This window comes from Bacillus sp. MZGC1 (genome assembly GCF_002998605.1).
Classification (GTDB): domain Bacteria; phylum Bacillota; class Bacilli; order Bacillales; family Bacillaceae; genus Bacillus.
The window spans coordinates 79,184-105,808 of record NZ_PVRE01000007.1 but is presented as its reverse complement, the minus strand read 5'-3'; the positions used below and the strand labels follow the sequence as shown (position 1 = coordinate 105,808).

The window sequence follows — 26,625 nt, the reverse complement described above, 5'->3', positions numbered from 1 at the left end:
ATCAAGTATCCAACTAAAAATGTTGGTACTGCCCATTTGATTAATGTTATCCAGAATTTCTTATCTAATTTATTATTCTTTTTCAGCAATATTTATTTTCTCCTGTTCATTTAGCTTCTTTGATTAGTTTGTCTAATGCTCTTAAAAGCATATTTAGTGAAGTTTTGTCACCCATTTCTTTTCGATTAGCTTGGATAAAACTCACAGCTGCAATTAAACTATCTTTCATTTTTGTATCCTCCATTCTCTATAAAATACTTCGCCGAGGACAGCAAGTACAAACATTCCCATACTGCCAATTACACCAAACCAATTTGAAGAATCGAAATTTCTAATTCTTGTATACTTGATTTTTATCATAGATCAACCAAATGCAAACCATTTAATCCATAAACCTTGGAGCTCTCTGTTAGTTTTCCGTTGCTTTTCATGACTTTCAATGCGTTCTCAGCTTGCTTTTGATTTGCATAAATTCGAGGGTGATAGTGATTTAAATAATTTCCAGCATTGCTCTTTGAAGCGATAACGAACATATTCATTTCTCCTTCTCTCCAATCTATCTTAGTCTTTATAAGGCTTAATATGATCAATCCCAAGTACTTTCAGCGTCTTCTTTACATTCATCCCCTCGCATTTCTCTCGGATTTTCTTGCTCAATTCATCAGCACATTTACAGCAGCAATTGAATTCAATTCTGTCTTCCGTGGTTTTTGCGTTCTCTTCTGTTAACCTTAAGCATAAGGGGTATTTCTCAACCCCTTCATTGCAAATCTCACATATGTAGTCCATTGATTCTCCTTAGCTGTTATATCGATTATATATGTAATTTGTATTTTAATCAATACTTTTTATATGTTATTTTTAATTTATTGTGATCCTATGCTTTTCTTTATTTCCTCTAATAATACCCATGACTTAACAATCTTAGGTTCTAACAATTTCCACGCTTCATCATCAATTGAACCTGCTTCTTCCAGAGTTTTATGTATATAATCTAGATTACTATGCACAGCCTCCAATTCATCTACTATTCTCACTTTTTCCCGTTCTCTCAGAATTATTTCACATCCTTAATGCAGTGGAATGTGGTAAGTCCAGCTGTCTACAAATTTGTTATCGTATGTACGTTCTTGTATCTCACAAGTGAATCCTTTTCTGCGTCTAACAAACACTTCTGCTTTTATTTTTGTGATAAATTTCTTTGGAACTCTTGTTCCGTTCCATAATACTTGAAAATAATTCTCTATCTACTCCACTAACCCTTCTTCTAAAGTTTTTATTTGTTGAACTAATTCGTCAAACCATTTTCGATCTGTTGTGTCTAATGCTAGATCAATTAGTGAATTCAATTCAGCAATCTGAATCATCCTAAATTCTTTATCTGTATGTGCAAGTAATGATTCATCAAACTCTTGGGCGTACATCAGCCCACCCACTTCAACTTTATATTTAATAACACTTAATTCTTTTCCTTTTTCAATTGATACATGGTGTGTTGCTTTAACAACATTACCTACAACACCCCTAGATGAAATCAGAACGTTCTGCCCAATTTTAAATTTCATTCCTTTCTTCCTCTCTAGTGGATTAATTTATTTTCATTGACAATTTGCATATTTGGATGCCCACCAAGTGACACAATCATATTTTCAAGGTATTCAATTCTGCTGTTCAACTCTAAACACCGCTTCATGTAGAACTGTTTAGACTCAGATACAAATCCCTTTCCTTGATTATATCCATCAGCTAACCCTGTTCCGATTACAGCTGGTATCAGATCGATTAAATCATCTTTTCTAAAGCTATGTATGTATTCCTCTACTGTCATATCTTTAATCAATGTATGTAATATTTTAATCACTTGTTCATTTTGTTCAACGTAAATGGCGTAGTTGTCTAAATCAATGTGTATGACTTCCAATGAATTGATTTGCTCTAGGATGTTTTTCATTATCGCTTACCAAGCTTTTTCATGTCCGCAATTATTAATTCTGCACCCTCTTTGAACGCATTTTTCACACTGTCCATAGCTTCAACTTCTGATAACAGAGACCGAACCGTTTCTTCTGGATGCATTTCTTTTCCTTGGTGCATTTCTTTTCGGTATCTTTCAATTTTCTCTTTGAATTTTGAGATAATCATTTCACTCTCAGTCATATTTCACCATCCCTTTTAAATGTTTGTAATTTATTATTTATATGTATGTAAAAGTTCTTTAAATATTTCTTCCAGTACTGTAACTGTGATTGAATTTGCTGCTAATTTATAAAGTTGAGTGTTACTATTTCCTACAGATCTAGCCTTATAAAAATCATGGTCACTGAATGCTTGAAGCCTAAAACATTCTAGCGGGGTTTCTTTTCTCACTCTTCTTTCTTTTTCAATAAGTATTTTAATACCTTCGCCTTTATTTGTCGTAATGGTTGGACTTAACCCACATGAGCTATAAACAGTGCCATTCATACCCTTTCCTGAAGGATGTACATTACCTATTTTATTAACTTTAAACTTGGATTCGGAGTATTCAATTGCTTGGTTATTTGTAAGTAAATTTTGTGATTTTTCTTCTGATATGTAAAATTTTTCATCCACTGACCGTTCAAGAACATCATTTAAAGTAGAATGGACATTTAACTGTAGTGGCCAGTTAAAATTAAAAGTTTTGATATTCATATTATCCAACCGTTCTTTCCCTTTTTGCAAAGTATTTTTAGGAACTTTTTTAATCCATTTTTCTTCTCTTACCTTATCTACTCTAATTCCTATAATAAATAGGCGTTCTCTCTGTTGAGGCACATTAAAATATTTCGAATTCATAATCTCAAGATCAATACAATAACCAGCGTCCCTAAAAGCTTTTGCGATGATTTCAATCGTTTTTCCTTTATCGTGATTCAGAAGGCCTTTTACATTCTCAAATATGAAATATTTTGGTTTTTTTGCTAATAAAGTTTGAACATATTCAAAAAATAGTGTACCATGTGTATCCTCAAACCCTTTTCTATGCCCTGCCACACTGAAACTTTGACACGGGGATCCCCCTACTAAAATATCAAAATCGGGCAGCTTCTCTTTTTCGATCTCCGTTACATCACCAAAATTCAAACTTTTATCTACGCTATGTATTGCACAATATGATTTAATTGCAAATTGATCAATTTCACTAAAACCAACTAGTTCATAATTCATTCCTATGTTTCTAAGAGCTGCTTCAAATGCTCCGATTCCACTAAATAAACTCATTACTTTCAATTTCTCCAATAAGTCCTCTCCTATCATTCTAGTTAAAATTGATCTTTTATTTGTAATTTTTTATATCATTATCAAGTTGAATAAATTCCAATCTTTTATTTGCCAACTCTATGTATTCATTTTTTAATTCAAAACCTATCCATTTTCGTTTATGTAATTCACAAGCTACTGCTGTTGAAGCACTCCCCATAAAGCAATCTAAAACAATGTCATTCTCATTACTGTGAATCTTTACTAACTCAGATATAATTTCTACTGGTTTTTGAGTAGGGTGTATTCTTTTTTTATGGTTAACAACAGGTGCTTCAAATATCCCATTTTCATAGGTTTCTCTTTGTCTATTAAATGTCCACCCTTTACCTTTCACAGCCCATAAAGCAATCTCTATTGAAGTAACGTATAATCTGTCTCTGTTTCTTGGCATAGGATTAGATTTCTTCCATTGAAGCATTTCTTTAATTACTAACCCCTTGTTTTCTAAGACTCTTTTCATTTCACCAATATTCTTATAGTCATTAAAAATGATGATACTTCCACCCTTTTTAACTTTTTCACAGGCAATTTCTAGCCATTCTGTTTGGTTGAATTCTTTATCCCATTCACCAAAATCTATACCTTTTCTACCCATAGTTTGAAAATTCGATTTCTGCGATACATTATAAGGCGGATCGGTTAAGACTAAATCTATACTTTCATTTGGAATTAAATGCATTCCTTCCAAACAATCCATTTGATATATTCGATTCAATTCAATACTTTCTAGCAATTCTTTCTCCATTAATTCACTCTCCCGTTTTCTTTATTTCCAATAAAAGAGATATTTTATTGTAAGCTTTAATCAACAATCCTAACGTAGACTGAATGACTATCAAATTTTCTTTTTCTTGGTCTTTTTACGTTAAATAGAATTTCAGAACCCTGATATTTCTCATTTTTAAGAATCGTATGTAAATCAATTTCGATAACTTCCGTATCCATCGGTGTATCATTTGCTAAGAAATTTTGGCTAACACCATTTAACACTAATTCCACGTCTTTCGCTGATTGAAATTCAACCTCTTTATAATTCTCTTTTAGCTGAGAAATCTTTTGGTTAATCCAAAAATCTAATTTCATTTTTATTTTAATCTCCCCTCAATCTTTGTCCGATTTCTGTCCAGTTCTTAACACGTAAGAATCTGTTGTCATTTTCATTATGAGGTGCATCAATCACTATGCCTACACCCTCGAATGACTCTAAATTATGTATTCCATCATCAATCATATAATCAGCTTTAATGATCTTTTTCTTACCGCAAAGTACAACATGATCATGTGAGATAAATGGAAAGTGTTCCTGCAACCATTCTAATTTAGCTTTTAATGATTCTGGATGAGCTGTTGCAGTAGTAACAACATATACCTCGTAGAAATCACATAAATCCTTAACAACTTTCTGACTGTCTTTCTTAACTGACAAACCTTTAAAAAAGTCATACGTTAAATGTCTAAACACATCATTGTTTGTTTTCACATAATCTAGGATGTTCCAAGACTTTATGTTTTCACATTTTAAAGTAGGATCATCATGTTCGTTTATTGCTTTTACCCAAGCTGGTAAGAAATCTGCTAGTACATCATCCATATCAATTGCAATTACTTTTCTTTTCATGAGCCTTCCTCACTGACCAAGTAGATAATGTCCTCAACAATTTCATCGCTGTCGTACTTCTCAGTGTCGAATGAGTATGTATGTAATTTTGATTTTGGTATCACATCATTGTATAGTTTTACAATTGGCTCCACCTCAGACCTATCAACCTGATCATCTCCTCTGCTAAGAATCCTTTCTTCAATTACTTCAGGTCTTGCATACAGATAGATTAACTTGGCCTTACTCAGTAATTTGTTCTCGATATTGCTTACTTGCCCATGTGTGAGCTTTGTATTACCAGGGAATTTGGTAGCATAAACAAGGTTGGAATATATGTATCTATCGATGATCAAGTTGTCGTGTTCTGTTAGTCCAAAGCAATAATCATATAGGTTATCTAGATTTTTTTTAGCTAATTCAAATGATGATCCCCGTAGTATCTTGTAATCTAACTTCTTTGACAGCTGCTTTGCCACTGTGGATTTATAGCAGCAGTCACATCCTTCTAAAATGATGATCATTTATCATCCTCCTTTGTAACTTTGTGAAATCCCATAACCTCATGCGAACCATCCTCATATTGCACTTCAAGTTGTGAGTATCGAGTTGACACTGTAGCCACTATTGCCCTTTCTTTATTATGGTTTACTATTACGGTGTCGTTTACCTCAAACATGACATCACCTCCTTAATTCAGCTAATTCACTTCTGTCATAAAGTTCGACCATGTTGTATTCATCATCAGCAACTCCATATTCATTATTTGCATGTACCTCAACTATCGTTCCTTCCCCATATAAGGTTAATACTCTTTGTCCTAAAGTAAGCTTGCTCAATCAAGTCACTCTCTTCTTTATGTATTATTTTTAATTTCCTGGACTGTTAGTGTTTGTCTCCCAAACTCTTTAGCCTTTTGAAGATTTTCAATGAAAACATCCAACCTGTTTCCTTTTATATCCCCACCTCTATCCTGACATACTCTTAGTCCAACATCTTCTATGTATAGTTTTGTTCCAAATTTCATATATGGTGGGCAAGCAATTGTAACGCCTTGTTTTGTAGTCAAACCACTTGCCGTTGTCCCATACTCAGAATGACCTGGATGCTTACCTGTGCTTTCGATCCCATTTGTGTAAGCTGTAACAACCATTTTGCGTGTTTGACTCTTTTGTTCCACAGTTTTCTTAGCTTGTTTGACATTTTTATCTCCTTTCTTCTTTTCAACCTTTTTTGCTTTCTTTTGAATTGGCTGTACTTTTACCTTCAGGTATTTCATTTGTAATTTCTTAATTATTTCTTTTTTACTTTCTTGTTTTGGCAATGGAGCATGTAGCTCGATATGCCTCATTGGAAAACCCTCAACCAACTTTGTCCTACTTGCCTTTTCATTCGGTTTGTCTCTAATTAAACTCATCTCCATCTTAATAAACGAGAATGTTAGCAGCCATCCTGTTAAAACTATTAAGACCTTCGAATTAACTTTATAATATATGTTATTTGTGTTTTTGTCTACAAGTTTTTTGATAATTCTCATCACTCCTTTATGCAATACATTCTACTTCTTTCTTATCTGCCCAAGTTGTATTAGTGATCTCTAGATCCACAACTACAGGTACCTGCATCCAATCTACATCTTCCATAATTCTCTTAATGTGAGGGAAAATCCATTCCTCTCCTTTATAAATTAGGAATTGTAATTCGTCATGAATATTAGCTAGTGGCAATGATTTGCAATTATTTTTTCTTAAAAATTCCCCTATCTTTATTACATATGCTTTTAACATATCAGCGCATGAACCTTGCACAAGATAGTTTCCAACCTTATATGCCTTTTCTGTATTACTCAGATAGTAAACACGTCCATACATGTTGGTGGCATGCTTATCCTTCTGTACCTTTTTAGCAACTTGCTTTTGGTAATGAGATACCTCAGGGAATGTGTTTGACCACCCTGATACTAACGCATTTGCAATTTCCATAGAAACTTCCAGAGCTTCAGAGGCCTTGGCTGCTCCTCCACCATAGTTCCTCATAAAATTAAACATTTTCCCTATGTATCTCCAAAACTTTTTAAATGATTTTTCATCAACTGGAGAATCTGACTTATGTATGTATTGTTTATATTTCTCTACGCACTCAAACGCTAATGCGATGAGCGTATTGTGAGATGTCTCGCTATGAACATCAGTAGGAGTCCAACTTTCCCCGTCCTCTAAAAGCCATACAGAGCTACCGTCTTCTTTCTTTTCAGACCATCTTATCCTGTCCTCTTTTCTTGTAAAACTGTACTCTTCGCCTGTTAAATAGTGACTGCATTTAAAAGGCATATAAGCTCTACAAAGGTTTAAATCAGGTCTATTTAGTAGAACTGTATAGTTTGCTTGGGCTCGTAATTCTATTTGCGATAAGTCAAAGTATGCAATTTGATCATAATCCCCTCCCTCTACAATAAAAGCTCTTCTTGGGGAGAAAATTTCAAAACTTGAGGGGGCTTTACCTTCACCATGTTCTTTTTCATATTTTTCTCCTTCTTCTGTCAGGATTCTCTCTTTAGGAAACTGCTGTGCATCGGAACCTAATCGACCAGATACGGTGTTGAATTGTCCATATTGAGTATAAAAATGCTCATCATATTGAGCTACTTCAATGATTCTAGATATATATGTAGACTGCCATTTCTCTAACCTTCTTAGCCGAGTAATTAGTTGGGATAGCCTATCATCTTTGTGCTTTTTTAAAAACGCTTTATCTGTAGTAGGAGGTCTTTCTCCTAACTTTTTTTCAAAATAATCCTGTATAACAGATGCCTGTGAAGCTGTAAAATTTTCTCCGACGATACTCCAAAGTTCTTCGTAATGACTTTGTATCTCATCTTCGCATTTTTTGAAACATTCGTTTAAGTAAGGCATATCAACCTTCATGCCCACTCGTTCCATTCTCAGTAATTCCATAATCAACTTATTTTCGTGCTCAAGTATCGATTTCTGTTTTCGTTTTAAAACTGTAGGATAAGTCATTTCCACTATTTCAAGAGTGTAGATTCCATCACTATGGACATATTCCATCATTATATCCCTGTCAACTTCTGAATAATTCGCAAAAGGATTTTCTTTTAACCAATTACGATACAGCTTTTCTATTTCGCCAGGAATATTAATCCATCGCTGCTTCCTTTCGGTTGTAAATTGATCCATATCATTTCTCTTTTTTACTTTGTATGCATCTTTAATTTTTCCAATACCCCAGCCAATGTCTTTGTAAGGCTTTAACAATTCTTTTAAAAGATTTCTTTTTTGATCATTTATTCTTCTTAATTCTTTTTTGACTTCTTTTTCAAATTCTGCTGCTCGAGGATCAATATATTTTTCGGAGACTTTCTTTAACCCCAACATATCTCCACCATCTCTAGCTGAAACAGCATCAAATGTAAGTCTGCATAATCCCATAGTGTCTGTAACATTGGCTAAATTAAATACCTCTTCTTCTTCAACTCCACCATTAATCAACATATGCAAATCATATTTCACGTTGTGCCCAACAGTCATAGTGCATTTCTTAGTCAATTGTAATACTTGATAAAGTATTTCTTTATTAGAGTTAAAGGCAAAACTTCTACCCTCTAATCCTTCTTTCCTTTTCTCCTTTGGTAGCTTGTAAGCAAATACCCACATAAAAGGCTTATCGTTGATAATATGCAACCCTGTAGTTTCAGAATCAATCACGCATAATCTAGGTTGGTCTTCATCAAAAAGATTTTTGATTTCTTCAAAATCCTCTATCCAGTGTTTTTCATATTTTTTAGTCACTTCTGTTTCGATTTTTGGATTTATGATCAAGAGCATTCCTCCTTTCTAAAAAAGAAAACTATGTACCACTTCCAAATCAACGATTTCAATGTACGGTTTATTTTCACTAGATAACTTGCATTTTCCTATACAGGTCAAGACATAACTTTCACTTTCATCTGTTAACTGGGGGAACTCGTTTTTATAAAATTGTTTTTTAAACTCCACTTGATTTGATCTTATTTTCAGAGTAGTTGTTCTTTTTTTAAGTATCTCTATTTCACTTTTATTCACATGGATATCAGTGATAGCAACTAAAGGCTCTTCTAATTTGTATCCCCATAACTCTCTTTGATTGCCAATCTCTAAGATAAAATCTTCTTTGAGAAGTTTAAATGGGATTTCAAAATCGACATCAAGAACTGTCTTGTGTTCAATATCTTTTAACAAATCGTTAAGCGCCGAATTAATTTTTTTAAAACTATTCTTTTTGATACAAAATCCTGCTGCATTAGCATGTCCTTCAACGAATTCAAATAGACCAGTCCCCACCAACAGCTCTTTAAAGTTTTTAACTTCCCCTTTATCATATCCTCTTATCGACCCTGTTAAAAACTCAGCTTTTTCTGCTTCCCTAGCAAGTAAAACTGGTCGTTTAAACGTATCAGCAAGTTTATTTGCCACTAAACCTGTTAAGTTTTTTTCAAGAATACCTTCTATATATACAGAGAGTATCTTGTTTTCTAACAAATTTTCTTGGCGTATCTTTTGGACAATTTCATCAGTTGCTTTATCAACTAATCTCTTTTGTTTATTCTTTAAATTGGTTAAAATTCTTACAGTATCATCTTGAATTGAAATTGACTCTTCAACTACAGATCCACGCTTCTTATAAAGAACCTTTTCTCTTGAACCTAGGAATGATTTGATTAACTGGTCTTTCTCTTTTTTTGAACCTACTCTAATCGCAGCATTAATAAGCGGATTAATATAGAATTGTGTATTCTGAATTGTTTTAACACCATTTGTCGAAAACTCTTGCTTTTTAAACAGCTTTTTCAAAAATGGATTTTTAATACCCTCTAACCCTTTTGATATGTAATATCTTGTTTCTAAACATCTTGAATCTGCAGAGTCAGCAATATTGCCAATCGCAACTAAGTCAAGCATCTCTTCAGCATAGTTTTTTCCGAGTTTATCATCAAGAGCTTGACACACTTTGTAAGCCATTCCAGCCCCCGTTAAAGACTTGTTTAAATAATTTGGTGAAAGCTGATTATTAACAACAATTGCATGTGGGGACTCAACCTCACATTCATGATGATCGATAACCAATATGTCACAACCTCTTTCTTTAAGCTCCTTATGGATTTCGTATTGATTGGAACCTGCATCTGGAATTATTACTAAATCCGTATTGTCTGGCACTGTATCAAGAATAACTCCGTGCTCTTTCCCTTCATGCATCCTGTATGTTATTTTTGATTTCGGAAACATTTTCTTTATGTACTTCATTAAAATTACAGAAGAAGTTATCCCATCAGTATCACTATCAATTTGGATAAAAATATTACTGCCATTTTTCAAATGATCTAATAGCAATTCAGAAGCCTTATTTATGTTACATAATGAAGAATAAGGTTGCTCGTAGGCTGATGATGGGTTTAAAACAGAACCCATCTCAGAACTATAAATTCCCCTATTACTTAAAATAGTTTTGATGATACCTTGCTCAAAATCATTATTTCCAATTACCTTATACTCCAACTCTTCACCTCTATGTAATCTTATATTTACTTGAGTAAAGTATATTCCAAACTTCTTCTCCTTGATCTGTGGGGGACTCTTTGTCCTTTAGTAAACCTTCAGTATCATATGCGCCATATTTAACTCTTCCTCTAAGCTTATTCGCTTCAGCAAGTACAAAATCTGGTGGCTTATCTTTATCAAAAGCAAATACATAAGTTATATTTAAACCTAAAGCTTTTAACAGATTTATTTGGTCATCTGACAGAGAGTCTCCCTCTACAGAAACACAGTTTTTATATCCCCACTGCGTCAAAAACATTGTCGTTTTAGCACCTTCAACAATAATCACTTCTTGTTTTTCTTTTATGTACGGCAGAGCTCGATGATAATTAAACAACTCAATTGATTTATTGCATGGAACAATATAAAGATATTTATACTTTTCTTCAATTTTTGAATCTTGTCCACAATAGCGTCCTTTAACACCGATTAATTGACCTGCAGCATTATGTATTGGAAAGGTCACTCTTTCTGATCTAATATCCAATCCAATTTGGAAGTACTTTTGAGTACTTATACACAACCCACTTCTAAACCAGTCTAAATATGGCAGTATTCCGTATTGGTTTTCATATGAAACTTCAATTGTCTTATTTTCTAAAGTAAGAGGTGTTTCGCTCCTTTTGTTTTTCAAACTAGTTAACCATTTATTTAGTTTTGGTCTTTGTTCTTTTAATGTAGTTTTGTAAAACTCATCTATGTATTCTAAATAACCATACTTCTTACATATCCAAAACTTACTTTTATTTAATGATTTTACTCTCTCTTCATCTGACTGAGCCTCAAATACTATGTATGAAATAACATCATAAATATCTCCAGTTATACCCTTAGATCTAATGTTAGCTGCAAGAGCAGGTGTGTTTTTAATCTGCACGCTCCTCTCATTATCACCATCAGGCAAACCAGCAACAATCAACTTTCCCTTTTGTTCGTTTTGGATGTTCCAGCACCCAATATCAGATAATATTTGTTTGATTAGACCCTCATAAAAAATACGCTCTTTAATTGCCTTAAGTTCAGACATATGTCATCTTCCTTTTAATGCGTTCCAATTCGTGGGACTTGGACTAATGCAACCTCTTTAAATGTATTTATTCCATAGCTAACTTCAAATAATATCTGCTCTTCTTCACTTCCAAATCGATTTTTAGCTAAAAATAAAACTAAGTATGTCTTGTTAGGATCAAGATCATAATCTTCTCTGTAATAGGTTCCTGTGACTTCATCTTTTTTATAATTGTAAGGGTGTAATACGTAAGGACTGTTTTTACCATTTGCTGTTTTAGCTCCTGGGTATTCATCGTCATAAAGCAATCTTCCCATCATTACAACTGCAGCCACTTCATTTATCTCCATACTCTTCCCCGTTGCGTCTAAATCCAAGAACCTTGATTCCTTACCTAACTTCAACTGTACAGTAGCTAATGTCCCAACATTTTGATTATCTTCTTTAATTAAATCATGCAATTCTTGTGCTGAATCAGAAAACGCCTCCCATCGAGCTTTATCTTTTGAAGACCTATCTGGTTTAAAAGTATCAATGATTAATTTTTTGTACCCTTTAGGTCTGTATAACTCAACTCTACTCAAAACATCTTCAATTCTATATTTCTTTAATTCAAGTGTTTTAATTAAGCCTTGCCCTTTTTCAACTGCCCAGTCTTTTGCTTCGTTCAGTTTCTCAAGTGTATCTTTATCAAATTTACCCTCGTACATCTTTTCCCGGTTCAATGGCTTTTTTAATATTTTAGAACAAATAGTAGCCAATAAAAGCGATCTCCATTTTTTTACACTTTCTTCATTAATGGCCAATATTGCTTTTTCTTGATTTTCAAATAAAGAAAGCATAAATTTCTCCATCGCAATGGAACTTTTTCCAACTCCAGAAGCTAGTACAAGATAATATAGAGAACCGTCTTTCCATCCTTTTATTTTCCTACTAAGTCTTGGTGAGTCATGTAATGGAATCCCCATAGACTCACCAGAATCTAAGTCTTCAATTGTCACATCAAGATCATCAACTAAATCGTGTTCGATAACTTCTCCAGCGTTTACATGGGCAAACATTTCTTTATGTTTAAATTGTATAAACATCTGCAACTGTTTTAAATTCATACGAGTTAACTTAACCAACTGTTCCTTGTTTCCGATATCAATTAAGCCTACTGATTGCATATTTCTCAGAACTTCGTATTTTTGAATTTCAGATAAATGATATTCTTCGTTTTGTGTGTCTTTTTGGCATTCTTTCATTATTTCTTCAATGGTTTGGAATGCTCCGAAATCGTTGTATGCTTCAATATAACTCTTCTTGTTTTTTTCTTTCGGTCGGGAGACAACAAAGGAGTACACCGTTTTATCATCAAAATCTCGAATACCGTTATCAAACATTTGAAGACCAACAGTGAAATAAAAATACCAAGTTTGCTCTGTGAAACTTTTGTTTGTGATCTTATGTGTCTTATATCTTTGATACAATGCAGGGTTATTCCAAAGGTAGCCTACAAATAAAGCTTCATGTATTTGTGAAGGATCTACAAATTCCGATAAGTGTTTTCCCATTAAACCCTCCTATAAAAATTCCGAGATATCCAAAACATCTTTTTTACTATGGTTGTAATTTTTTGGTTCTTGAACAGAAAATGAGGTGTGATCAGTTAAATTATTTTCAATAATAGCCTCTCTGCGATTCACCACAGTTTCTTTTTTAGAAGCTGCTCCAATCGAATCGTTAAGGTTATTTATAACAATAGCAAAAATATAGGAAAATTCATTCCACTTAGCAGCAAACGCCATATTGCTCATAGTTTCGTTAATGTAAGTTTCATTTACCTCGTATGTATATAAAATGTCTCTAAAAGGCACTCCTTCTTTATATCTTTTAATTTTTTTCTTATTGAACACCACTGTTCCGTTTCTGAGGTCTTGGATTTTCTCCATCATTCGGCCATCCAACGTATCGATCTTGTGCAATTCCTTAAGATATGTAAACAATTCGTCTAATTCTTTTAATTCTTTTTCTTTAAAAGCCTCATTCTTCTTATATTCTTCATCACATTTTATATGGACGTATTTTCTCGCCATCTTCTCGGAACCGTTTTTGTTAAACTTACCCGTAGGTTTTGAATAACACTTCATTTGCAAATGGTCATTTTTCAAACCACAGAATCTACATTTATAGCCTTTCATACAGTCACCTCTTGTACAATGAAGAGGGGATTAACCCCTCTTAGTTTAAAAATGATTTAACAATTTCAAGAGCTTTGTTCAAATCTTCAACAGTTTTAAGTTGCTTATAGTTACCTTCACCAAAAGCATCTTTAAACTTCTCTGACAACTCAAGTTTCTTATCACGCTCAATATCTGAAACAAGAGAATTAATTTCTTCAAGAATTTCATTAGGATCAGGTTCGTTTACTTTATCTACAAACTCTTTAGCCTTCTCTTCTCTAACTTGATCTTCTTCACTTTTGAGTTCTGTAATTGATTTAGTAGTCTTTTTAAGTTGCCCTTTGACTGCATTCTCAAAGACTTCTAAGTAGTTTTCTACACCGTAAGGAACTTTCTCAGGAAGATCTGTAAATCTCCCTCCTCCAATTCCAATATAACTAGAAGGGAGAAAGTACATGTATGCTTCTGTAGAATGAAACTTAGCTGCTTGTTCTTTACCGCTTTTAGTTTTTAAGTTCTCTTCAAGTTCATTTCCGTTCTTATCCATCACTTTTACTTCATTATGCAGAGTGCACATTAAATCAACTTGAGATTCAAAGATATCAGCTCCTGTTTTACTCATCTTCAATTCAATTGAGTTGTATTTAAGATCATCTCTGGTAGTAGTTTCTTTTTCTTTAGTCCACGCTAACCAAATGATACCGTACCCTGCATTTTTCAATAAATCTACCTGTTTCCACACTTCTTGCTTTAATAGCATGTAACCATTCTTACCTTTAATAGTCTCAGCTACTTCTTGAAGATTTTTCATGCTCTTTCCATACTTCTTATTCAATTCATCTAAGATGTAATCCGTAGCCATATCCATCAATCTGTCAGCTGTATCAATACCAAGAACTTTAGTCACACGACCGTTTTTAGCTTCCTCAAGTAGACCTTTCACTACTTCACCCTTAAAAAATCTCCAGTCATAGTCATGCATAGGAATAACTGAATCTAACTCCCAAGTGTTATACCCTGGCTCAAAAGCTAATAGAAGTCCTGCATCTGGATCTCCTGGATAAAAATTTTCAATTAACTCTTTATACAATCTCGTTTTTCCTGATTTATAGCCCCCAGCAATCCCAAGCATATAGGATTGCAAATCGACTTTAGGTACAATGTTCTTAACTGTTTTTCTGAAACTCATATAATTTCTGACCTCTCTATATATGTAATTTTTATTTTATTTTTTATGTATTTAAATTAAAATGGGAGATCGTCGTCCGAAACTGAAACATTAGAGAAAGGATCTTGTTGATCTGACTCTCCTGTGATCTCTTCTTCAGTAAGCAATTCTTTTACATATGTCCCTGCAAAAACATTTAGAATTTCTAAACCTTTTTTTGTCCCAGTCGAAACTTGTTCATAGGATTTCACTTTTTCAGCAACATCAGCAAATGGATTATCTTCTTCTGGTTCTTCCACCTCGACTGTAGCAAATTCTGCTCTGTTGTTATCGATGCCATGCACTACAAGAAAATCCAATCTGTTTAAGTTAGCAAAGGCCTCAGCAATTGATCTTTTTCCTTCCTCTGGTTCTTTATGAAATACAGTTAATTCAACATCATACACTTCACTTCTTTCTTTACCGTAACCAAGAAATGCAGCATTCACTTTCGTATCTTTAGAATCTTCAGGTTGATAAACACTCTTAATACCGATTTGCATTTCAAATTCATTGATTTCATTAAAATTCTCTGATTTGAAGTCTCTGATATATGGAATGTACTCATATGAACCATCTTCTTTGTTAATTCTAATTGTACTTTCAACATTATTAATGACTTTAATTCGATCAGATTCACTTACGTTTTCGTTATATGTAGCTTTTGCTCTTTTACCTTCTTCCCCATTACTTAATTTAGTAATAAAGATATCTCCACCTTCTGGCGAAAGCCAACCTACATTGATTTTAATGACTTCTTCTTTAGCTTTCCCATAACCAAGCAATGTCCCATTTTCTTCTGAATCATAAACCCTGTATTCATCGCCTGATTTGACATTATTGATTTCAACTTGGCCATTCTTTAATGGATAAACTTGTTTAATTGTTCTCTTAACAACATTTACTGTTTCACCTTCATCGTTCTTAAACGAACTAAATTCATACACCCCTCTTACATCAACCCACATACCAGGTTTAATAAGTCCAGCTAGTTCATCACACAAGTCCCAATCAGTTGCAATTACTTTATAAGATTCGTCTGGAAATTTTGTTTTATCGAATCTGTGTTCCCATTCTAGTTTAAAAGACTTTTTATGTTTAGAACTGTAAGGATAAACAAAAGCTTGTTCCATTCCAGCAAGCTCGACCTTAAGCTCATTTCTATTGGCTGTTTCTACAATAAACTGAACTACCTTACGATCTTTGCCTGTTTTTGTTTGCGTTAATTCAGAAATCGCTGCTTCCACCCAGCTATCTGTCGCATCATCCTTTTTCATAACAGGTTTTACTTTTCCTACAAATCTGAAAAAGTTGTTAAATTCTTTTCCTTCATGATTTTTATTGATTTTAATATCGCTTTTCTTTTTTGCCATATGTATAATTAATCCCCTTTATATTTGTTATTTGTTGTTTAATTGCTTTTCAATTGCTTGAAACACACTATCTTCTAAACGTTTTTCAATTCTAAGTTTATGAGGTAGATTAATAATGTCTACAATCTTCCCCAATCGAACTTTAATCATTAGATTTCCATAAAGATAAACCCTACCTAATAATCCTTGCTTGATTATTCTTTCTGGCTCTCTTTCCTTTAAACAAATGATGTGTCGATTAAGTTTCATTTGAATTTTCTCATCCGATAATTTGTAATTGCCTTTTACAGTATGCCTATATGTATCCACTGCTTTCTTTTTCACTTTCAATAGCTTCATATGCTCACCTCCTCTTTAACTGTAACTCTATAATATATGTAATTTGTATTTTAGTCAACACCTTTCATATATTATTTTGATTTAAAATGACAGTTTTATTTGAAATTAAAAGCTCCCTATGAACAGGAGCTTTTAGATGACCTTTACCGCTGTTTCATTTTCTTATGCCTAGCCCTAACAAACCAAATTGACCCTACAAAAAAAGCCATACCAAGCAGATTTAAAATGAATCTCATAATAAATGTAGAACCTTCAACTTCTGTGCTCAATAGAACTGATCCGATCAGCACCCCAATTAGACCAATTAGATAGTAAAAAAACAAACAATCATCCCCCGCTTAAATTCAGTTTAAATTGACACCTATATATTACCAACAAAACCAACATATGTTATCATTATAACGTCAAATCAAACAAGGGGGAATAGTAAATTGAAAAAGTTAGTGCTTGTTTTCTTAGGGTTAATGTTGTTTTTAACAGTACCGCTTCAAACAGTAGCTGCAGCTAATCAGACAACAAACGAAATCAAGGATTCACACCAAATTGAGATTGAAGGTAAGTTGCATACTTTCACTTCTGTTATTAAGGACGGTGTACAAACTGTCTCAATTGATGATGGTGAAAATGTAGGCGTTGTATCTTACAACAGCAATGAAGACGAACTTCGAATTAACAATAAATTAGTGGATAAAGAAACAATTGAACAAATAAAAAGCGGTATTGGAGAAGATTTAAGTATCGATAGTGATTCACAATTTGATACCCTCTCCAATAAAAGCTACAATTGGAAACACGTGAAGTCTTACAAAAACGAAATAAATATCACTACCACAGTTATTTTCCTTGTCACTGGAGCTATTCTCATGCTACCAACTGGAACTGGTGCAGTTGCTGGTGCGATTTTTACAGCTAAAGCAATTGCTGTTATTGTATCTGCGGTAATTTCTTCATCAGGCTCTACTGGGCAGAAAAAGTTTTACTACACTGTAAATACATACTACAGCCCTAAAAATGGATACTGGAACAATAAATTTATTCTTACTGTTTACAAAGATAAAAAACGTAAGAAGAAATTGACTAAAGTAACGCACCAAACTCGTTTAGGCAAGAAATATTAATTTGATGGTTTACCTGTTTCTGAATCTATAACCTTTTCAATGATCTCTTTAGTGACTCTAAACCTATTATGATTGTTTCTTATAACATAATCATAATAGGTTTTATTTTTCATCTCTTCAGAGTATGTACTCAATCTTTCTTCTACCTTCTCTAATGTATCTCCCCTTTTAATCATCTGCTTGTATGCTTGATCGTAAGGAGTATACAAAAACATCGTGACACAATTAGGATACATTTTTTTGATCTGCTGCATTCCAGGGTAATCAACAATAACAAATGCATCCCCTATACCTATCTTATTTTCAAATTCTTCTTGATCAATTCCATAGTAGTTGCCACTATATTCAACTTGTTCGATTAACTTACCTTGTTCCTTTAACTCCTCGAATTTTTTTAGACTAATAAATTTATAGTCTAGGCCATCAACTTCTCCTTGTCTTGGTTTCCTGGTAGTAAATGATACGACTTCATTCTTCATGATGTGACGCATCAAACTCGTTTTACCGCTGCCACTATGACCTGATAACACAATGAGTTTATTCATTTCGTGCTGTAACCTCACTCCAATTCCACATGTCTAAAGTTCTCATATCGAAGTCAGCAGGGTATTTCTTCATCTCTAGCCAAACTTTAAAACGTTTACCCGAATTCTTATGTACAACGCTTAATTCTTCCCTGTTGAAGAATCTGACAATCGCTTGGTTGAATTCAATTGGCCGTTCAACCACATATCCATGCTTAAAAGCAGCAATAAAGCTTTCAGGCTTTTCTTTATAGAAATTGTAAATAACTTCTGCAAACTCAGCGTTTTTGTCTTTCATTACATCAAATTGGACTAACCCCAAGTAAAGATGCTTATCTGAATATCCAAGATTTTTCTTAAAGAATTCTACTGCGTCATGAATCTCTGGACTTAAAACAACTGTCATTTTTCCACCTCTATACTTTATATTTTTCTAAAATCTGTCCTTTTTTATCAATCACAATGCCGTTTAGTTGTCCCTTAAAAACTGCTCCACCATCAATGCCTATATAAGACTTACATTTACTTACCCAGACTTCATCACTATCATGAATATGTCTAACTGGAGTATGGCCAAAAATGATTGTCTTCCCTGTTTCATTTGGATGGTTCCAATGACCTCTAGTCCACAGGAAATCTTTCTCAACTGATTTTCTCCAATCGTTTAAATGAGGATTAATCCCTGCATGTACAAAAAGCGTATCTCCAAATTCATAAAACAGAGGCAGCTGCATAAGAAATTGAATTTCCTTATTAGTCACTTGCAGCATCTTATTGGCTCTCTCTTCATAACTGTGGAAATACAATGGGAAGCTATAATGTGTGAAGCTTTCGCATGTTCTGTTCCCACCATTGTTAAAATACCAATCGCCTGTTTCATAATCCTTTTCAGATAAGAAAATTGAGAGCATTTCTTCATGATTCCCTTTTAACACAACAACCTGCTCATTGTAAGTATCTTGGAGATCCATTGCAGTTTGTACGACCTCTAGTGAATGTTCTCCTCTATCAATTAGATCACCAAGGATAACCAGGTTTTCTTCATTAGGTTTCCAGTATTGAAGCAGCTCTTTAAACTTAGACAATTCACCATGTATATCGCTTAAAACGAATGTTTTATCGTATTTCATCTCATTCCCCTTATCTTGATCATCACTGATTTTTGATAGTTTTTTGGTTTGCTCCATTTGAAATCTTCTATGGTTTCTATGACTTCCAAATCTCTATTAATTTTTAAAGATTCAATAACTTTTAACTGAAAATCAATACTTTTACCAAATTTACTGTGAGCTATTTGCCCTCTTCTATTTCTAAAATAAATTCTAAAGCTAAAACTTCCCATACAGTCCCCTGTAATATAATTTTCATCTATAAAACTGGCGATAATAAAGTAATGTTCGCTTGGATATTTTACAATTTGATTAGTAATTGCTTTTGTAAAAATCTTAATCGCTTTATCTTCAGTGATTTTATCTACAGTTCGATTATATCTTCTGTTGTATAAGTTCATCTCTAACCTTGCCAAAGGGTCTAAGACTTTAGTTATACAATTCTTAGTTTTTCTTTTTAATCCATTTAATTGCAATTTGTGTTTAATCCTCACTACGCATTCACCCCCTCCAAAAATTCATTCGTCATTCATAGCTGCCTCTTTTTTGCCAATTCGTTTACGTAAAGTTCATTCTTTCCTTGAGCGCATCTTTTTATCTTCGCCTTTAACACGCTGTTCCTCAAAGTTAGCTTTCCATCAGCCGCCAGTATAGTAATAATCGACACCGCCATAGCTTTTTCTTCCACCTGTTTTAAGCCATCGATGAAGCGTCATTTTAAAGCCTCCTTTGCGATTTTATAAATCCTTCTTTCTCTAGCTGTTATTCCTCCATCTCTAAGTTCTCCAAAAATTAAAGACAAAGCATTCCGCCTTAGATGGTCTTTTTCAACTCGTTCTAATAACATTCTTTTTTCAGTTTCTTCTAATCTTCTTCCTTCTTCTTTACTCAATCTAATCACTTCAATTATTTTATCGGTCATTCGCTCTCACCCGCTCTCGAATCGTCAATAATTACGAGGTCAGCATCTTCTGTATAATCGAAATCTCCTCCGATGTATTTGTATTTACCGTCCTCGATTTCTCCTACCGTCTCTTCATACGTATCCATACTGAATGCCGTTCGCCCTCTTACAACATCTCCCACACGTACTTCTGTCGGCTGCGGAGCGTTTAGATATTCCGCCGGCACTTCGAGACCTAATGCACGTCTAAGTGCAATAGCCTTGCCGATGTGTACGTTGTAGCAGTCGTTAGGTGCGCATTTGGCGATTCCTTTAGAGGTTACATGGCCGTTCTCAGATGATTTACGTAGAGCTACGACGGTTCTTTTTTTAGAATTTATGATAAATTCATTTTTAGATTTTAAGAATTTTATGATGAAGAATGCTACATCTGACTTCGCTTTAGCAACGACCTCATCCCGTTTTTGCTGATCGGACTTCTCATACGTGCCATGTGCCGCCTCAATTTCCGCATCAAAACGCCCTTGATCGTATCCGTTCTTATATGATCGGGTTCTCAGCGCCTTCATTGCGTCCTCGACTAGCGTTACTAATTCGTCATAGTCCATTTCGTCTAGGTTCGGGGCTGGCGTGTATTCACCGACGATGACTTCGTATTCAGAGTGCCAAATACCATAATCCTCCTCGCTAAAAACTCCGATAACGTAAGAACTATCTACCTTCAGTACATCTCCGTTTTTATAACGGCCTTCCCTCACGTGTTTATTCGTAATCAAAATACGCTCTCCTACGCGTGCCTTACGTTTCTCCGTCTTATACTTAGTTCCAGTCAATTCAATTCCCCCTCAATAGATTTGCTTTCTTTTTAATTTGATATCCTTTTCCATGCCACGATGCTCAATATTGCTTAAAAGGTGTTTTAATTTCTCATTCTCGATTCTCAATAATCTGTTATCTGCTTGTAATTTGTTAATTAATGTTTCTGAGTTCAATAATATCCTCCTAATAAAGTTCTGGTGAGTTAGATTTAATCTCTCTATAACCCAACCCTTTCAAATGCTCTTTCCAAACTTCAAATATCTTGTCTATTTCAGGTTTTACCTCCTGCTGTTTTTTCCATGTCTCTAGATTCCTATTTATTTCTTTGGCACATGATTCAATTTCATCTTTATTGTTTTGGATTAATTTTATAAGCATGTCTATGTATTCTTTCTTTTTAAACGGATGAACCAGTACAGTAGAACATTGGACTGGTATGTACTTAAATGGATTCTTAATGAAACGATTGTTATCTTTTAAAAGTCCAATTAACGGTCGTTTTAAAACTTCTGAGTATCGTTTAATAGCAGCTTCAGACTCCCGAATTCTATTTTCAAGGTCTTGATTCATTCTCTTGTAGTGATTTTCTGAAGACCAGTCAACAGTCCGTCCATATATTTTTGATTCCCAATTTACTCTAAGAACACTACCTTTATCGCTGATAATTGCAAAGGGGTTTAAGTTTGCAGTAGATATTTTGACACTACATCCATCGTATATGTTTCCCACATAGTCATTAAGAAGCTGCAAAACTCGCTGTCTAATATCTATTGAAAACTTACTCTTTGCTTCCTTGTCTAAAGCATTAAATAAATTCTTTTGGGCAATGGTCAGACTTGCTAAGTATGTATTTAGGTTACTCAAAACCTTATCATTTTCATCAAAAATGGTTGAGTAGGCATTGATTTAATGTGGCCTGCTTTAGCTCACTTATCATTTAATTCCCTCACTTTCGTTAAAAGGTTGTTTTTATTTGAAGTTATGTATGATAATTAGGGTGAATATAATAGCAAGTACGCTTACATTAAGTAATCTAAGTATGAAATGTTTCTTTTTCCAGTTTTTCATTGTCATATTCATTTTCTTTACTGTGTCTACTGATTCGAATAATGATTTTTCAATTTTCTTTATTTCATTTCACCTCTGCCAAAGAAATTTTCATCACATTCCTTACTACACGTTGGTGGGTGGATAGGAAGACCTTTACATCCACACTCATAACCATCACAACAAAACTCAATATCTTTAGTTGTTACTTTTCCACATTGAATACATGGAAATGTTTCGTTCACTCTACTTCCCCCTTGTTTTTCTTCTCAATATCCATTTCTGTCATGCCGCAGTCTGCACAGCATTCAAAGTCGGGTATCTGCAAATGAATCTTCTCCCAATGGCGTAATATAGCTCATTTCCATATGTTTGTGTTCACAGAACTCCTGACGTTTCTTATGTTCAATCATTGCTTCTCTCTGTCTAACAACTGAACAATACTTAATTTCATGTAATTTAGCACCATGCGGCGTAAGAAGACGTTTTCCGCACTGTTCACATTGATAGAGAGTTTGATTCAACAATACCTTTGCCATTAGTCACCCTCCGCTTTCAATCTAATTCCTGCCGTTAATGCATCCTGGTAAACAAGGCTTGCACTCAATGCGTGGTGATTTCTAGCATCTGCACTACTGCTCCATCCATCAAAATTCCCTGCCATTGCTTCATATTTTTGTGAGATATGATGATCATAACGTGCTTGAAAAACCTGTTCTTTATCTTCCAGCTCATGAAGAACTTTTAGCATCTCTTTTACGGATTCCTCTATGGATTCTGGAACAACCCATTTACTTTCGCTCAATTCATCGAGACATTTTCGCTGTTTATCACTGAGATTCACTGTGCTTCCTCCTTTGCTAGTTGTTCATTTGGTAATACCGACAGGTCATAACCTGATTCAACAAAACTAATGCTCAATTCTCTATTAACATCATTTCCTAAGTGAGTATAAACATTGTCCATTTCTTCTTTAGAGAAGTTAGTCCCTAAAAATCCGTTGAATATTTGAAGCACTCTCTTTTGCCAGTAGTGACCTACTCCTTTGCAACTTGGTCGAGATAGCCAAGCTAAAACCTTACATTTTAAATCAAGGTCTGTTTTGACATCCTCTAATCTAAAATAAATATTTTTGGTTGGGACTAAGATCAACTCATTATTGTGATTAATAAATACTTTAGGTGATACTTTCTCAGTAATTTCTATGAGCCTATTTAATTCAGTTTTTACGCTCGTCATTCAGTATCCCTCCTGCTTAACGTATTGATTAAACTCAGATAATCTTTTGAAACAGTCCTTACAGAAGCGTGTGCTGGTTTGATTTCCTTTAACATGAATAACTTCATCGTAAGGATATTGCACCCGACTTCTTCCGTAGATTGTGGCTCTGTCGCAATAATTACAAGAACCAGCTTCTTTTCTTTTTTCAATTCGAATTTCCACAGATATTCCTCCTAAGCCGCTAGGCTGTTAGTTTGCTTTCTGTTCTCTGAAACTGTATGTCTGCCATTCTCTGAAACTGTATGGGTAGTCCACAGTTTTAATAAATCCGATTTCCTTCGCCTTTTGACGAATCTTTTCACAGCCCTCACGACTGTAAGCCCATATTTCTTTGTAATCTCTGAGATCGCCATATCGACCAGTGATGATAAATTCCCTAAAACGGTTGATCAGCTCCCACATGTTCCCTCCGTGAGAAAATCCGTTAGCTCGACCGTGCCCTAATTCATATGGATAAACATATTCTCCTGTGTAATCGTCAATAAAAAATAGCTTGGTTTTAAATTTGAAAGAAGCAACTCGATCTTTTGATTTACAGTAGAATGTTCTGCGATCAATTCTTGCTATAGCTGGATCAGCTCGTTTATTTCACTCATTCGTTTAAGCTGTTCAGGTTTTGGCATTTCTCTTCTCCTCCTTAGCTGCTTTCTATATATTTGTAATCATTCCGTAATTTTCATTTAATAAAACAACCTAACATTTTCTGATAAAATTACTTTGGATGGTGGTGATATTGTGAGATATTACATTGAGGATTTCATAGATTCTATTGCAGAGTACTCTAAAACTCTGCTATTCAAGATTTTCTTTTACATAGGACTTCCTATGGCTTTAATTTATTCAGTTTTCTTCAGATAAGTAGGGTCACTTTAACCCTACTTTATTGCATTTGTTTAAAAAATTACTTTTATTTAGACTCAATGCTGATTCCTGAATCCTTTAACAGTTCTACTTGTTCCACTGATATATCTGATTTCACTACGTCCCACCCGACTAATGTTTGACCGTAATACAAATCAGAGAGTTCTAAATCACCATCATTCAAATCACCTTTTAATCGAATTATTCTTTCTCTGTACGTTTCATGTCCAACAACTTCATAGTTGGCATTATAAATTTCAAACGTTTTGTTGTCGCTTTCAGAGTCATAGAAAGGTGTATATAATGATCTCCCGTCAGAAAGGGACGGGTTAGTTTTCAACCATTCATATACTTCCTCATCAGATCTAGCCAGCAAGTATGTAAAGATACCCTGTTCACTTCCTCTAGGAGCAAAGTGCATTAACATAATTTCATATAAATTCATCTATTTCTCCTTTTTGAATGTATTTAAAATCTCTGTTTTATCCTAACTTATCGAACTTCTTTCTTAATCTGTCGTATCTCATCAATTTCTTATTATTTGTAATTTCTAGTTCGATCATATCTATTTCTTCTTGAATCATCGGTTTCCAATACATTATGTATCCTATAACACCAGCTGTAATGAATGAGAAATTTATCAATCCCCATAAGAATTCCATATTCACGAATTCACCATTGCCATTACTTCTGGATAAGAGATAAATAAACAAATTTACAAAGATTAGTCCTGCCAAAGGCTGCTTTAATACTCCTGCCTTCATAAGGTATTTTATGTCTCTGACCAAAACCCTCAAACAAACACCTCATATATATGTTATTTTTTAATTATTCCGCCGTGATCTTCTTCAATATGTACCATCCACTGTTCATATAGCTCATCGTACCAGGCATTGCTAACCGCAGTATAAACACCGATACCTTCTTCATGTAGCATTTTAAAGATTTGCCCACACTTCAAATTTTCAAATGACTGTTCAATCCATGTTCCCTCAACATACACATGCACCTGTTCAGTTCCAACTATAGACATTGCATCACTTCCTTTTTAATTTTTCGTATTATTCATACTTGCTAATGCATGTACAATCCCAGTAAGTACCACTGCCCTTTCGCTTTAAATAACGCCTTCTCTTAGTTAATATGATATATGTAGGAGGTGATATTTTGTTCGTATCGCCAATGTTATTGCATTCGATCAAAGAACCATTCGATGACGATAGTTATATTACAGAGCTTAAATTTGATGGAATAAGACTCATTCTTTCCAAATTTAATGATCAGATAAAGCTATTCACCCGACATAACAACGAAGTAACAAGCAAATTCCCAGAACTCTTGGATTTAGATATCCCAAATGGTACAGTTCTCGATGGTGAAGTTATTGTAGCTGCTTCAAATGGTGCTCCTGACTTTGAGGCTATAATGGAACGTTTTATGTCCAAAAAATCAGATCATAGCATTGTTTACTGTGTCTTTGATGTTATTTTTAAAGATGGCGATTCTATAGCAGCTAAACCGCTCAGGAAGCGTAAGAACCTTCTGTATTCACTTAATCTGAATCACCCTAATGTCTTTGTAATCTCAGGAATTCAAGGTAACGGGCTATCTTACTTTAATCTGATCAAAGAAAAGGGCTTAGAGGGAATCGTACTCAAAAGAGCTGACTCTCCTTATGAAATAAATAAACGGTCTCACAATTGGCTTAAAGTCATTAATTATGAATACACCGAAGTTCTCATTACGGGCTATACAAAGGAAGATATAAAATTCCTTCTTTCCTATCCAGATGGATCATCAGCTGGATTTATGGAATTTATGCCACGTGAAGAACGAAGTAAATTCCACTCTATGAAACAAGTAAAATCTGAATCTGACAAATATGTATTTATAGATCCTATTGTATGTAAGGTTAAGCACAGATTTAAGACTAAGCACGGCAAACTCCGTATACCATCCTTCGAATCATGGAGAGCTTGATCTCTCCGTTACATAACCCCTTAGCCACTTGTTAATAAAACCTTTATATGGATACTGCTTAAATTTATATTTTAATTAGCTCATTATTCTCTGCTCTTACTTAGCAATTAACATATTCATAACATTGACCGCAATCATGTTTTTTCCATACGACATCACTAAGGCTATGAACTATTTCACTCATAACTGTCTTTTCAATTGTCGGTGGACGATGAAAAACAAAGGAAATTTTTGTTGTTGTGAATTGCATTACTACGGGAATTTTTATTTTTTTAATCTCAACTTTCACCCCATTATCAAGCAACTTTTTTCGTATCTTCTTTCCTTTAATTAGATTAGTTAACGAATTAGGTTTGATAAAAATATCTAAGTCATCAACACTTTCAATTTTCAAATTACTAACCCCCTTC

40 protein-coding genes and 1 pseudogene are annotated in these 26,625 nt (G+C 34.1%); 2 read left to right on the top strand and 39 right to left on the bottom strand.

What is annotated here, in order from left to right; translation table 11 throughout:
- Nucleotides 1-106: 106 nt before the first annotated feature.
- The 21 genes from C6Y06_RS20480 to C6Y06_RS18590 all read right to left on the bottom strand — a co-directional run bounded on the left by C6Y06_RS20480 (nt 107) and on the right by C6Y06_RS18590 (nt 16,572).
- Nucleotides 107-229: a hypothetical protein gene (locus C6Y06_RS20480; RefSeq protein WP_262982705.1), complete on the bottom strand. Its 123-nt coding sequence runs from the start codon at nt 227-229 to the stop codon at nt 107-109.
- A gap of 127 nt (nt 230-356) precedes the next feature.
- Complete coding sequence (locus tag C6Y06_RS18680) at nt 357-539, bottom strand: hypothetical protein (RefSeq protein ID WP_106037472.1); 183 nt, start codon at nt 537-539, stop codon at nt 357-359.
- A gap of 327 nt (nt 540-866) precedes the next feature.
- Entirely contained in the window at nt 867-1,037 is a 171-nt protein-coding gene (locus C6Y06_RS20190; protein ID WP_189288417.1) for a hypothetical protein, read from the bottom strand.
- 210 nt (nt 1,038-1,247) lie between these two features.
- The gene (locus C6Y06_RS18670; RefSeq protein ID WP_106037470.1) at nt 1,248-1,565 is read right to left on the bottom strand and encodes an IDEAL domain-containing protein; all 318 of its coding nucleotides are present in this window, start codon (nt 1,563-1,565) and stop codon (nt 1,248-1,250) included.
- Nucleotides 1,566-1,579: 14 nt separating this feature from the next.
- A complete protein-coding gene (locus tag C6Y06_RS18665; RefSeq protein WP_106037469.1) occupies nt 1,580-1,951 on the bottom strand; it encodes a hypothetical protein in 372 nt (123 codons plus the stop codon).
- Nucleotides 1,951-2,157, bottom strand: a complete 207-nt coding sequence (locus C6Y06_RS18660) for a hypothetical protein (protein ID WP_106037468.1) — start codon at nt 2,155-2,157, stop codon at nt 1,951-1,953. The genes C6Y06_RS18665 and C6Y06_RS18660 overlap by 1 nt, the downstream gene beginning before the upstream one ends.
- A gap of 33 nt (nt 2,158-2,190) precedes the next feature.
- A complete protein-coding gene (gene dcm / locus C6Y06_RS18655; RefSeq protein WP_106037467.1) occupies nt 2,191-3,261 on the bottom strand; it encodes a DNA (cytosine-5-)-methyltransferase in 1,071 nt (356 codons plus the stop codon).
- Between the two features lie 37 nt (nt 3,262-3,298).
- On the bottom strand, nt 3,299-4,030 hold the full coding sequence (locus C6Y06_RS18650; RefSeq protein WP_223251490.1) for a DNA-methyltransferase: 732 nt from the start codon (nt 4,028-4,030) through the stop codon (nt 3,299-3,301).
- 56 nt (nt 4,031-4,086) lie between these two features.
- The gene (locus C6Y06_RS18645) at nt 4,087-4,368 is read right to left on the bottom strand and encodes a hypothetical protein (protein ID WP_106037466.1); all 282 of its coding nucleotides are present in this window, start codon (nt 4,366-4,368) and stop codon (nt 4,087-4,089) included.
- 7 nt (nt 4,369-4,375) lie between these two features.
- Nucleotides 4,376-4,903 carry a 5' nucleotidase, NT5C type gene (locus tag C6Y06_RS18640; protein ID WP_106037465.1) on the bottom strand — a complete coding sequence of 176 codons (528 nt, stop codon included), beginning with the start codon at nt 4,901-4,903 and terminating at the stop codon, nt 4,376-4,378.
- Nucleotides 4,900-5,406, bottom strand: coding sequence for a P-loop NTPase family protein (locus C6Y06_RS18635; protein WP_106037464.1), 507 nt, complete (start codon nt 5,404-5,406; stop codon nt 4,900-4,902). Before C6Y06_RS18635 ends, C6Y06_RS18640 begins: the two co-directional genes overlap by 4 nt.
- Nucleotides 5,407-5,565: 159 nt before the next feature.
- A complete protein-coding gene (locus tag C6Y06_RS20185; protein WP_189288415.1) occupies nt 5,566-5,721 on the bottom strand; it encodes a hypothetical protein in 156 nt (51 codons plus the stop codon).
- Nucleotides 5,722-5,738: 17 nt separating this feature from the next.
- Nucleotides 5,739-6,419, bottom strand: coding sequence for a 3D domain-containing protein (locus C6Y06_RS18630; protein ID WP_142395347.1), 681 nt, complete (start codon nt 6,417-6,419; stop codon nt 5,739-5,741).
- Nucleotides 6,420-6,426: 7 nt separating this feature from the next.
- Nucleotides 6,427-8,721, bottom strand: a complete 2,295-nt coding sequence (locus C6Y06_RS18625; protein ID WP_106037462.1) for a DNA polymerase — start codon at nt 8,719-8,721, stop codon at nt 6,427-6,429.
- Between the two features lie 15 nt (nt 8,722-8,736).
- Complete coding sequence (locus C6Y06_RS18620; protein WP_106037461.1) at nt 8,737-10,437, bottom strand: DHH family phosphoesterase; 1,701 nt, start codon at nt 10,435-10,437, stop codon at nt 8,737-8,739.
- A gap of 10 nt (nt 10,438-10,447) precedes the next feature.
- A complete protein-coding gene (locus tag C6Y06_RS18615) occupies nt 10,448-11,506 on the bottom strand; it encodes a toprim domain-containing protein (protein WP_106037460.1) in 1,059 nt (352 codons plus the stop codon).
- A gap of 14 nt (nt 11,507-11,520) precedes the next feature.
- Nucleotides 11,521-13,044: a DnaB-like helicase C-terminal domain-containing protein gene (locus C6Y06_RS18610; protein ID WP_106037459.1), complete on the bottom strand. Its 1,524-nt coding sequence runs from the start codon at nt 13,042-13,044 to the stop codon at nt 11,521-11,523.
- Nucleotides 13,045-13,053: 9 nt separating this feature from the next.
- Nucleotides 13,054-13,671 (bottom strand): hypothetical protein, encoded by a 618-nt coding sequence (locus C6Y06_RS18605; RefSeq protein ID WP_106037458.1) that lies wholly within the window; start codon nt 13,669-13,671, stop codon nt 13,054-13,056.
- A gap of 40 nt (nt 13,672-13,711) precedes the next feature.
- Complete coding sequence (locus C6Y06_RS18600) at nt 13,712-14,842, bottom strand: AAA family ATPase (protein WP_106037457.1); 1,131 nt, start codon at nt 14,840-14,842, stop codon at nt 13,712-13,714.
- 56 nt (nt 14,843-14,898) lie between these two features.
- The gene (locus tag C6Y06_RS18595) at nt 14,899-16,233 is read right to left on the bottom strand and encodes a single stranded DNA-binding domain-containing protein (protein ID WP_106037456.1); all 1,335 of its coding nucleotides are present in this window, start codon (nt 16,231-16,233) and stop codon (nt 14,899-14,901) included.
- 27 nt (nt 16,234-16,260) lie between these two features.
- A complete protein-coding gene (locus tag C6Y06_RS18590) occupies nt 16,261-16,572 on the bottom strand; it encodes a hypothetical protein (protein ID WP_106037455.1) in 312 nt (103 codons plus the stop codon).
- A gap of 431 nt (nt 16,573-17,003) precedes the next feature.
- On the opposite strand from C6Y06_RS18590, the gene C6Y06_RS18580 reads away from it, so the two are divergent.
- A complete protein-coding gene (locus C6Y06_RS18580) occupies nt 17,004-17,690 on the top strand; it encodes a hypothetical protein (protein WP_106037453.1) in 687 nt (228 codons plus the stop codon).
- Here the strand turns inward: C6Y06_RS18580 and C6Y06_RS18575 are convergent.
- The 17 genes and pseudogenes from C6Y06_RS18575 to C6Y06_RS18505 all read right to left on the bottom strand — a co-directional run bounded on the left by C6Y06_RS18575 (nt 17,687) and on the right by C6Y06_RS18505 (nt 25,268).
- Nucleotides 17,687-18,235, bottom strand: a complete 549-nt coding sequence (locus C6Y06_RS18575) for a guanylate kinase (protein WP_106037452.1) — start codon at nt 18,233-18,235, stop codon at nt 17,687-17,689. The two genes, C6Y06_RS18580 and C6Y06_RS18575, sit on opposite strands and share 4 nt — an antisense overlap.
- Nucleotides 18,228-18,620 (bottom strand): hypothetical protein, encoded by a 393-nt coding sequence (locus tag C6Y06_RS18570; protein ID WP_106037451.1) that lies wholly within the window; start codon nt 18,618-18,620, stop codon nt 18,228-18,230. Before C6Y06_RS18570 ends, C6Y06_RS18575 begins: the two co-directional genes overlap by 8 nt.
- A gap of 10 nt (nt 18,621-18,630) precedes the next feature.
- Nucleotides 18,631-19,401, bottom strand: coding sequence for a metallophosphoesterase family protein (locus tag C6Y06_RS18565; protein WP_223251489.1), 771 nt, complete (start codon nt 19,399-19,401; stop codon nt 18,631-18,633).
- Nucleotides 19,341-19,817, bottom strand: coding sequence for a hypothetical protein (locus C6Y06_RS18560; RefSeq protein WP_106037449.1), 477 nt, complete (start codon nt 19,815-19,817; stop codon nt 19,341-19,343). Before C6Y06_RS18560 ends, C6Y06_RS18565 begins: the two co-directional genes overlap by 61 nt.
- Nucleotides 19,818-20,035: 218 nt before the next feature.
- Nucleotides 20,036-20,245 carry a hypothetical protein gene (locus C6Y06_RS18555; RefSeq protein WP_106037448.1) on the bottom strand — a complete coding sequence of 70 codons (210 nt, stop codon included), beginning with the start codon at nt 20,243-20,245 and terminating at the stop codon, nt 20,036-20,038.
- Nucleotides 20,242-21,060: a hypothetical protein gene (locus C6Y06_RS18550; RefSeq protein WP_106037447.1), complete on the bottom strand. Its 819-nt coding sequence runs from the start codon at nt 21,058-21,060 to the stop codon at nt 20,242-20,244. The genes C6Y06_RS18555 and C6Y06_RS18550 overlap by 4 nt, the downstream gene beginning before the upstream one ends.
- A gap of 12 nt (nt 21,061-21,072) precedes the next feature.
- On the bottom strand, nt 21,073-21,219 hold the full coding sequence (locus C6Y06_RS20180) for a hypothetical protein (protein ID WP_189288414.1): 147 nt from the start codon (nt 21,217-21,219) through the stop codon (nt 21,073-21,075).
- Between the two features lie 10 nt (nt 21,220-21,229).
- On the bottom strand, nt 21,230-21,910 hold the full coding sequence (locus C6Y06_RS18545) for a hypothetical protein (protein WP_106037446.1): 681 nt from the start codon (nt 21,908-21,910) through the stop codon (nt 21,230-21,232).
- A 263-nt stretch (nt 21,911-22,173) separates the two neighbouring features.
- Entirely contained in the window at nt 22,174-22,338 is a 165-nt protein-coding gene (locus C6Y06_RS20175; protein ID WP_189288412.1) for a hypothetical protein, read from the bottom strand.
- A 63-nt stretch (nt 22,339-22,401) separates the two neighbouring features.
- Nucleotides 22,402-22,632, bottom strand: a complete 231-nt coding sequence (locus C6Y06_RS18540; protein WP_223251488.1) for a hypothetical protein — start codon at nt 22,630-22,632, stop codon at nt 22,402-22,404.
- Nucleotides 22,632-22,937: a hypothetical protein gene (locus C6Y06_RS18535; protein WP_106037445.1), complete on the bottom strand. Its 306-nt coding sequence runs from the start codon at nt 22,935-22,937 to the stop codon at nt 22,632-22,634. The genes C6Y06_RS18540 and C6Y06_RS18535 overlap by 1 nt, the downstream gene beginning before the upstream one ends.
- Nucleotides 22,934-23,332, bottom strand: a complete 399-nt coding sequence (locus C6Y06_RS18530) for a hypothetical protein (protein ID WP_106037444.1) — start codon at nt 23,330-23,332, stop codon at nt 22,934-22,936. Before C6Y06_RS18530 ends, C6Y06_RS18535 begins: the two co-directional genes overlap by 4 nt.
- Nucleotides 23,333-23,536 (bottom strand): hypothetical protein, encoded by a 204-nt coding sequence (locus C6Y06_RS18525; RefSeq protein ID WP_142395346.1) that lies wholly within the window; start codon nt 23,534-23,536, stop codon nt 23,333-23,335.
- Between the two features lie 27 nt (nt 23,537-23,563).
- A pseudogene (locus C6Y06_RS18520) lies at nt 23,564-23,997 on the bottom strand (hypothetical protein).
- Between the two features lie 284 nt (nt 23,998-24,281).
- Complete coding sequence (locus C6Y06_RS18515; protein ID WP_106037442.1) at nt 24,282-24,680, bottom strand: hypothetical protein; 399 nt, start codon at nt 24,678-24,680, stop codon at nt 24,282-24,284.
- A 37-nt stretch (nt 24,681-24,717) separates the two neighbouring features.
- On the bottom strand, nt 24,718-25,032 hold the full coding sequence (locus tag C6Y06_RS18510; RefSeq protein WP_106037441.1) for a hypothetical protein: 315 nt from the start codon (nt 25,030-25,032) through the stop codon (nt 24,718-24,720).
- Between the two features lie 20 nt (nt 25,033-25,052).
- A complete protein-coding gene (locus C6Y06_RS18505; RefSeq protein ID WP_106037440.1) occupies nt 25,053-25,268 on the bottom strand; it encodes a hypothetical protein in 216 nt (71 codons plus the stop codon).
- 134 nt (nt 25,269-25,402) lie between these two features.
- Here C6Y06_RS18505 and C6Y06_RS18500 point away from each other — a divergent pair, with 134 nt between their 5' ends.
- On the top strand, nt 25,403-26,215 hold the full coding sequence (locus tag C6Y06_RS18500) for an ATP-dependent DNA ligase (protein ID WP_106037439.1): 813 nt from the start codon (nt 25,403-25,405) through the stop codon (nt 26,213-26,215).
- 100 nt (nt 26,216-26,315) lie between these two features.
- On the opposite strand, the gene C6Y06_RS18495 is transcribed toward C6Y06_RS18500, so the two are convergent.
- A complete protein-coding gene (locus tag C6Y06_RS18495; RefSeq protein ID WP_144626290.1) occupies nt 26,316-26,609 on the bottom strand; it encodes a hypothetical protein in 294 nt (97 codons plus the stop codon).
- Nucleotides 26,610-26,625: the final 16 nt, after the last annotated feature.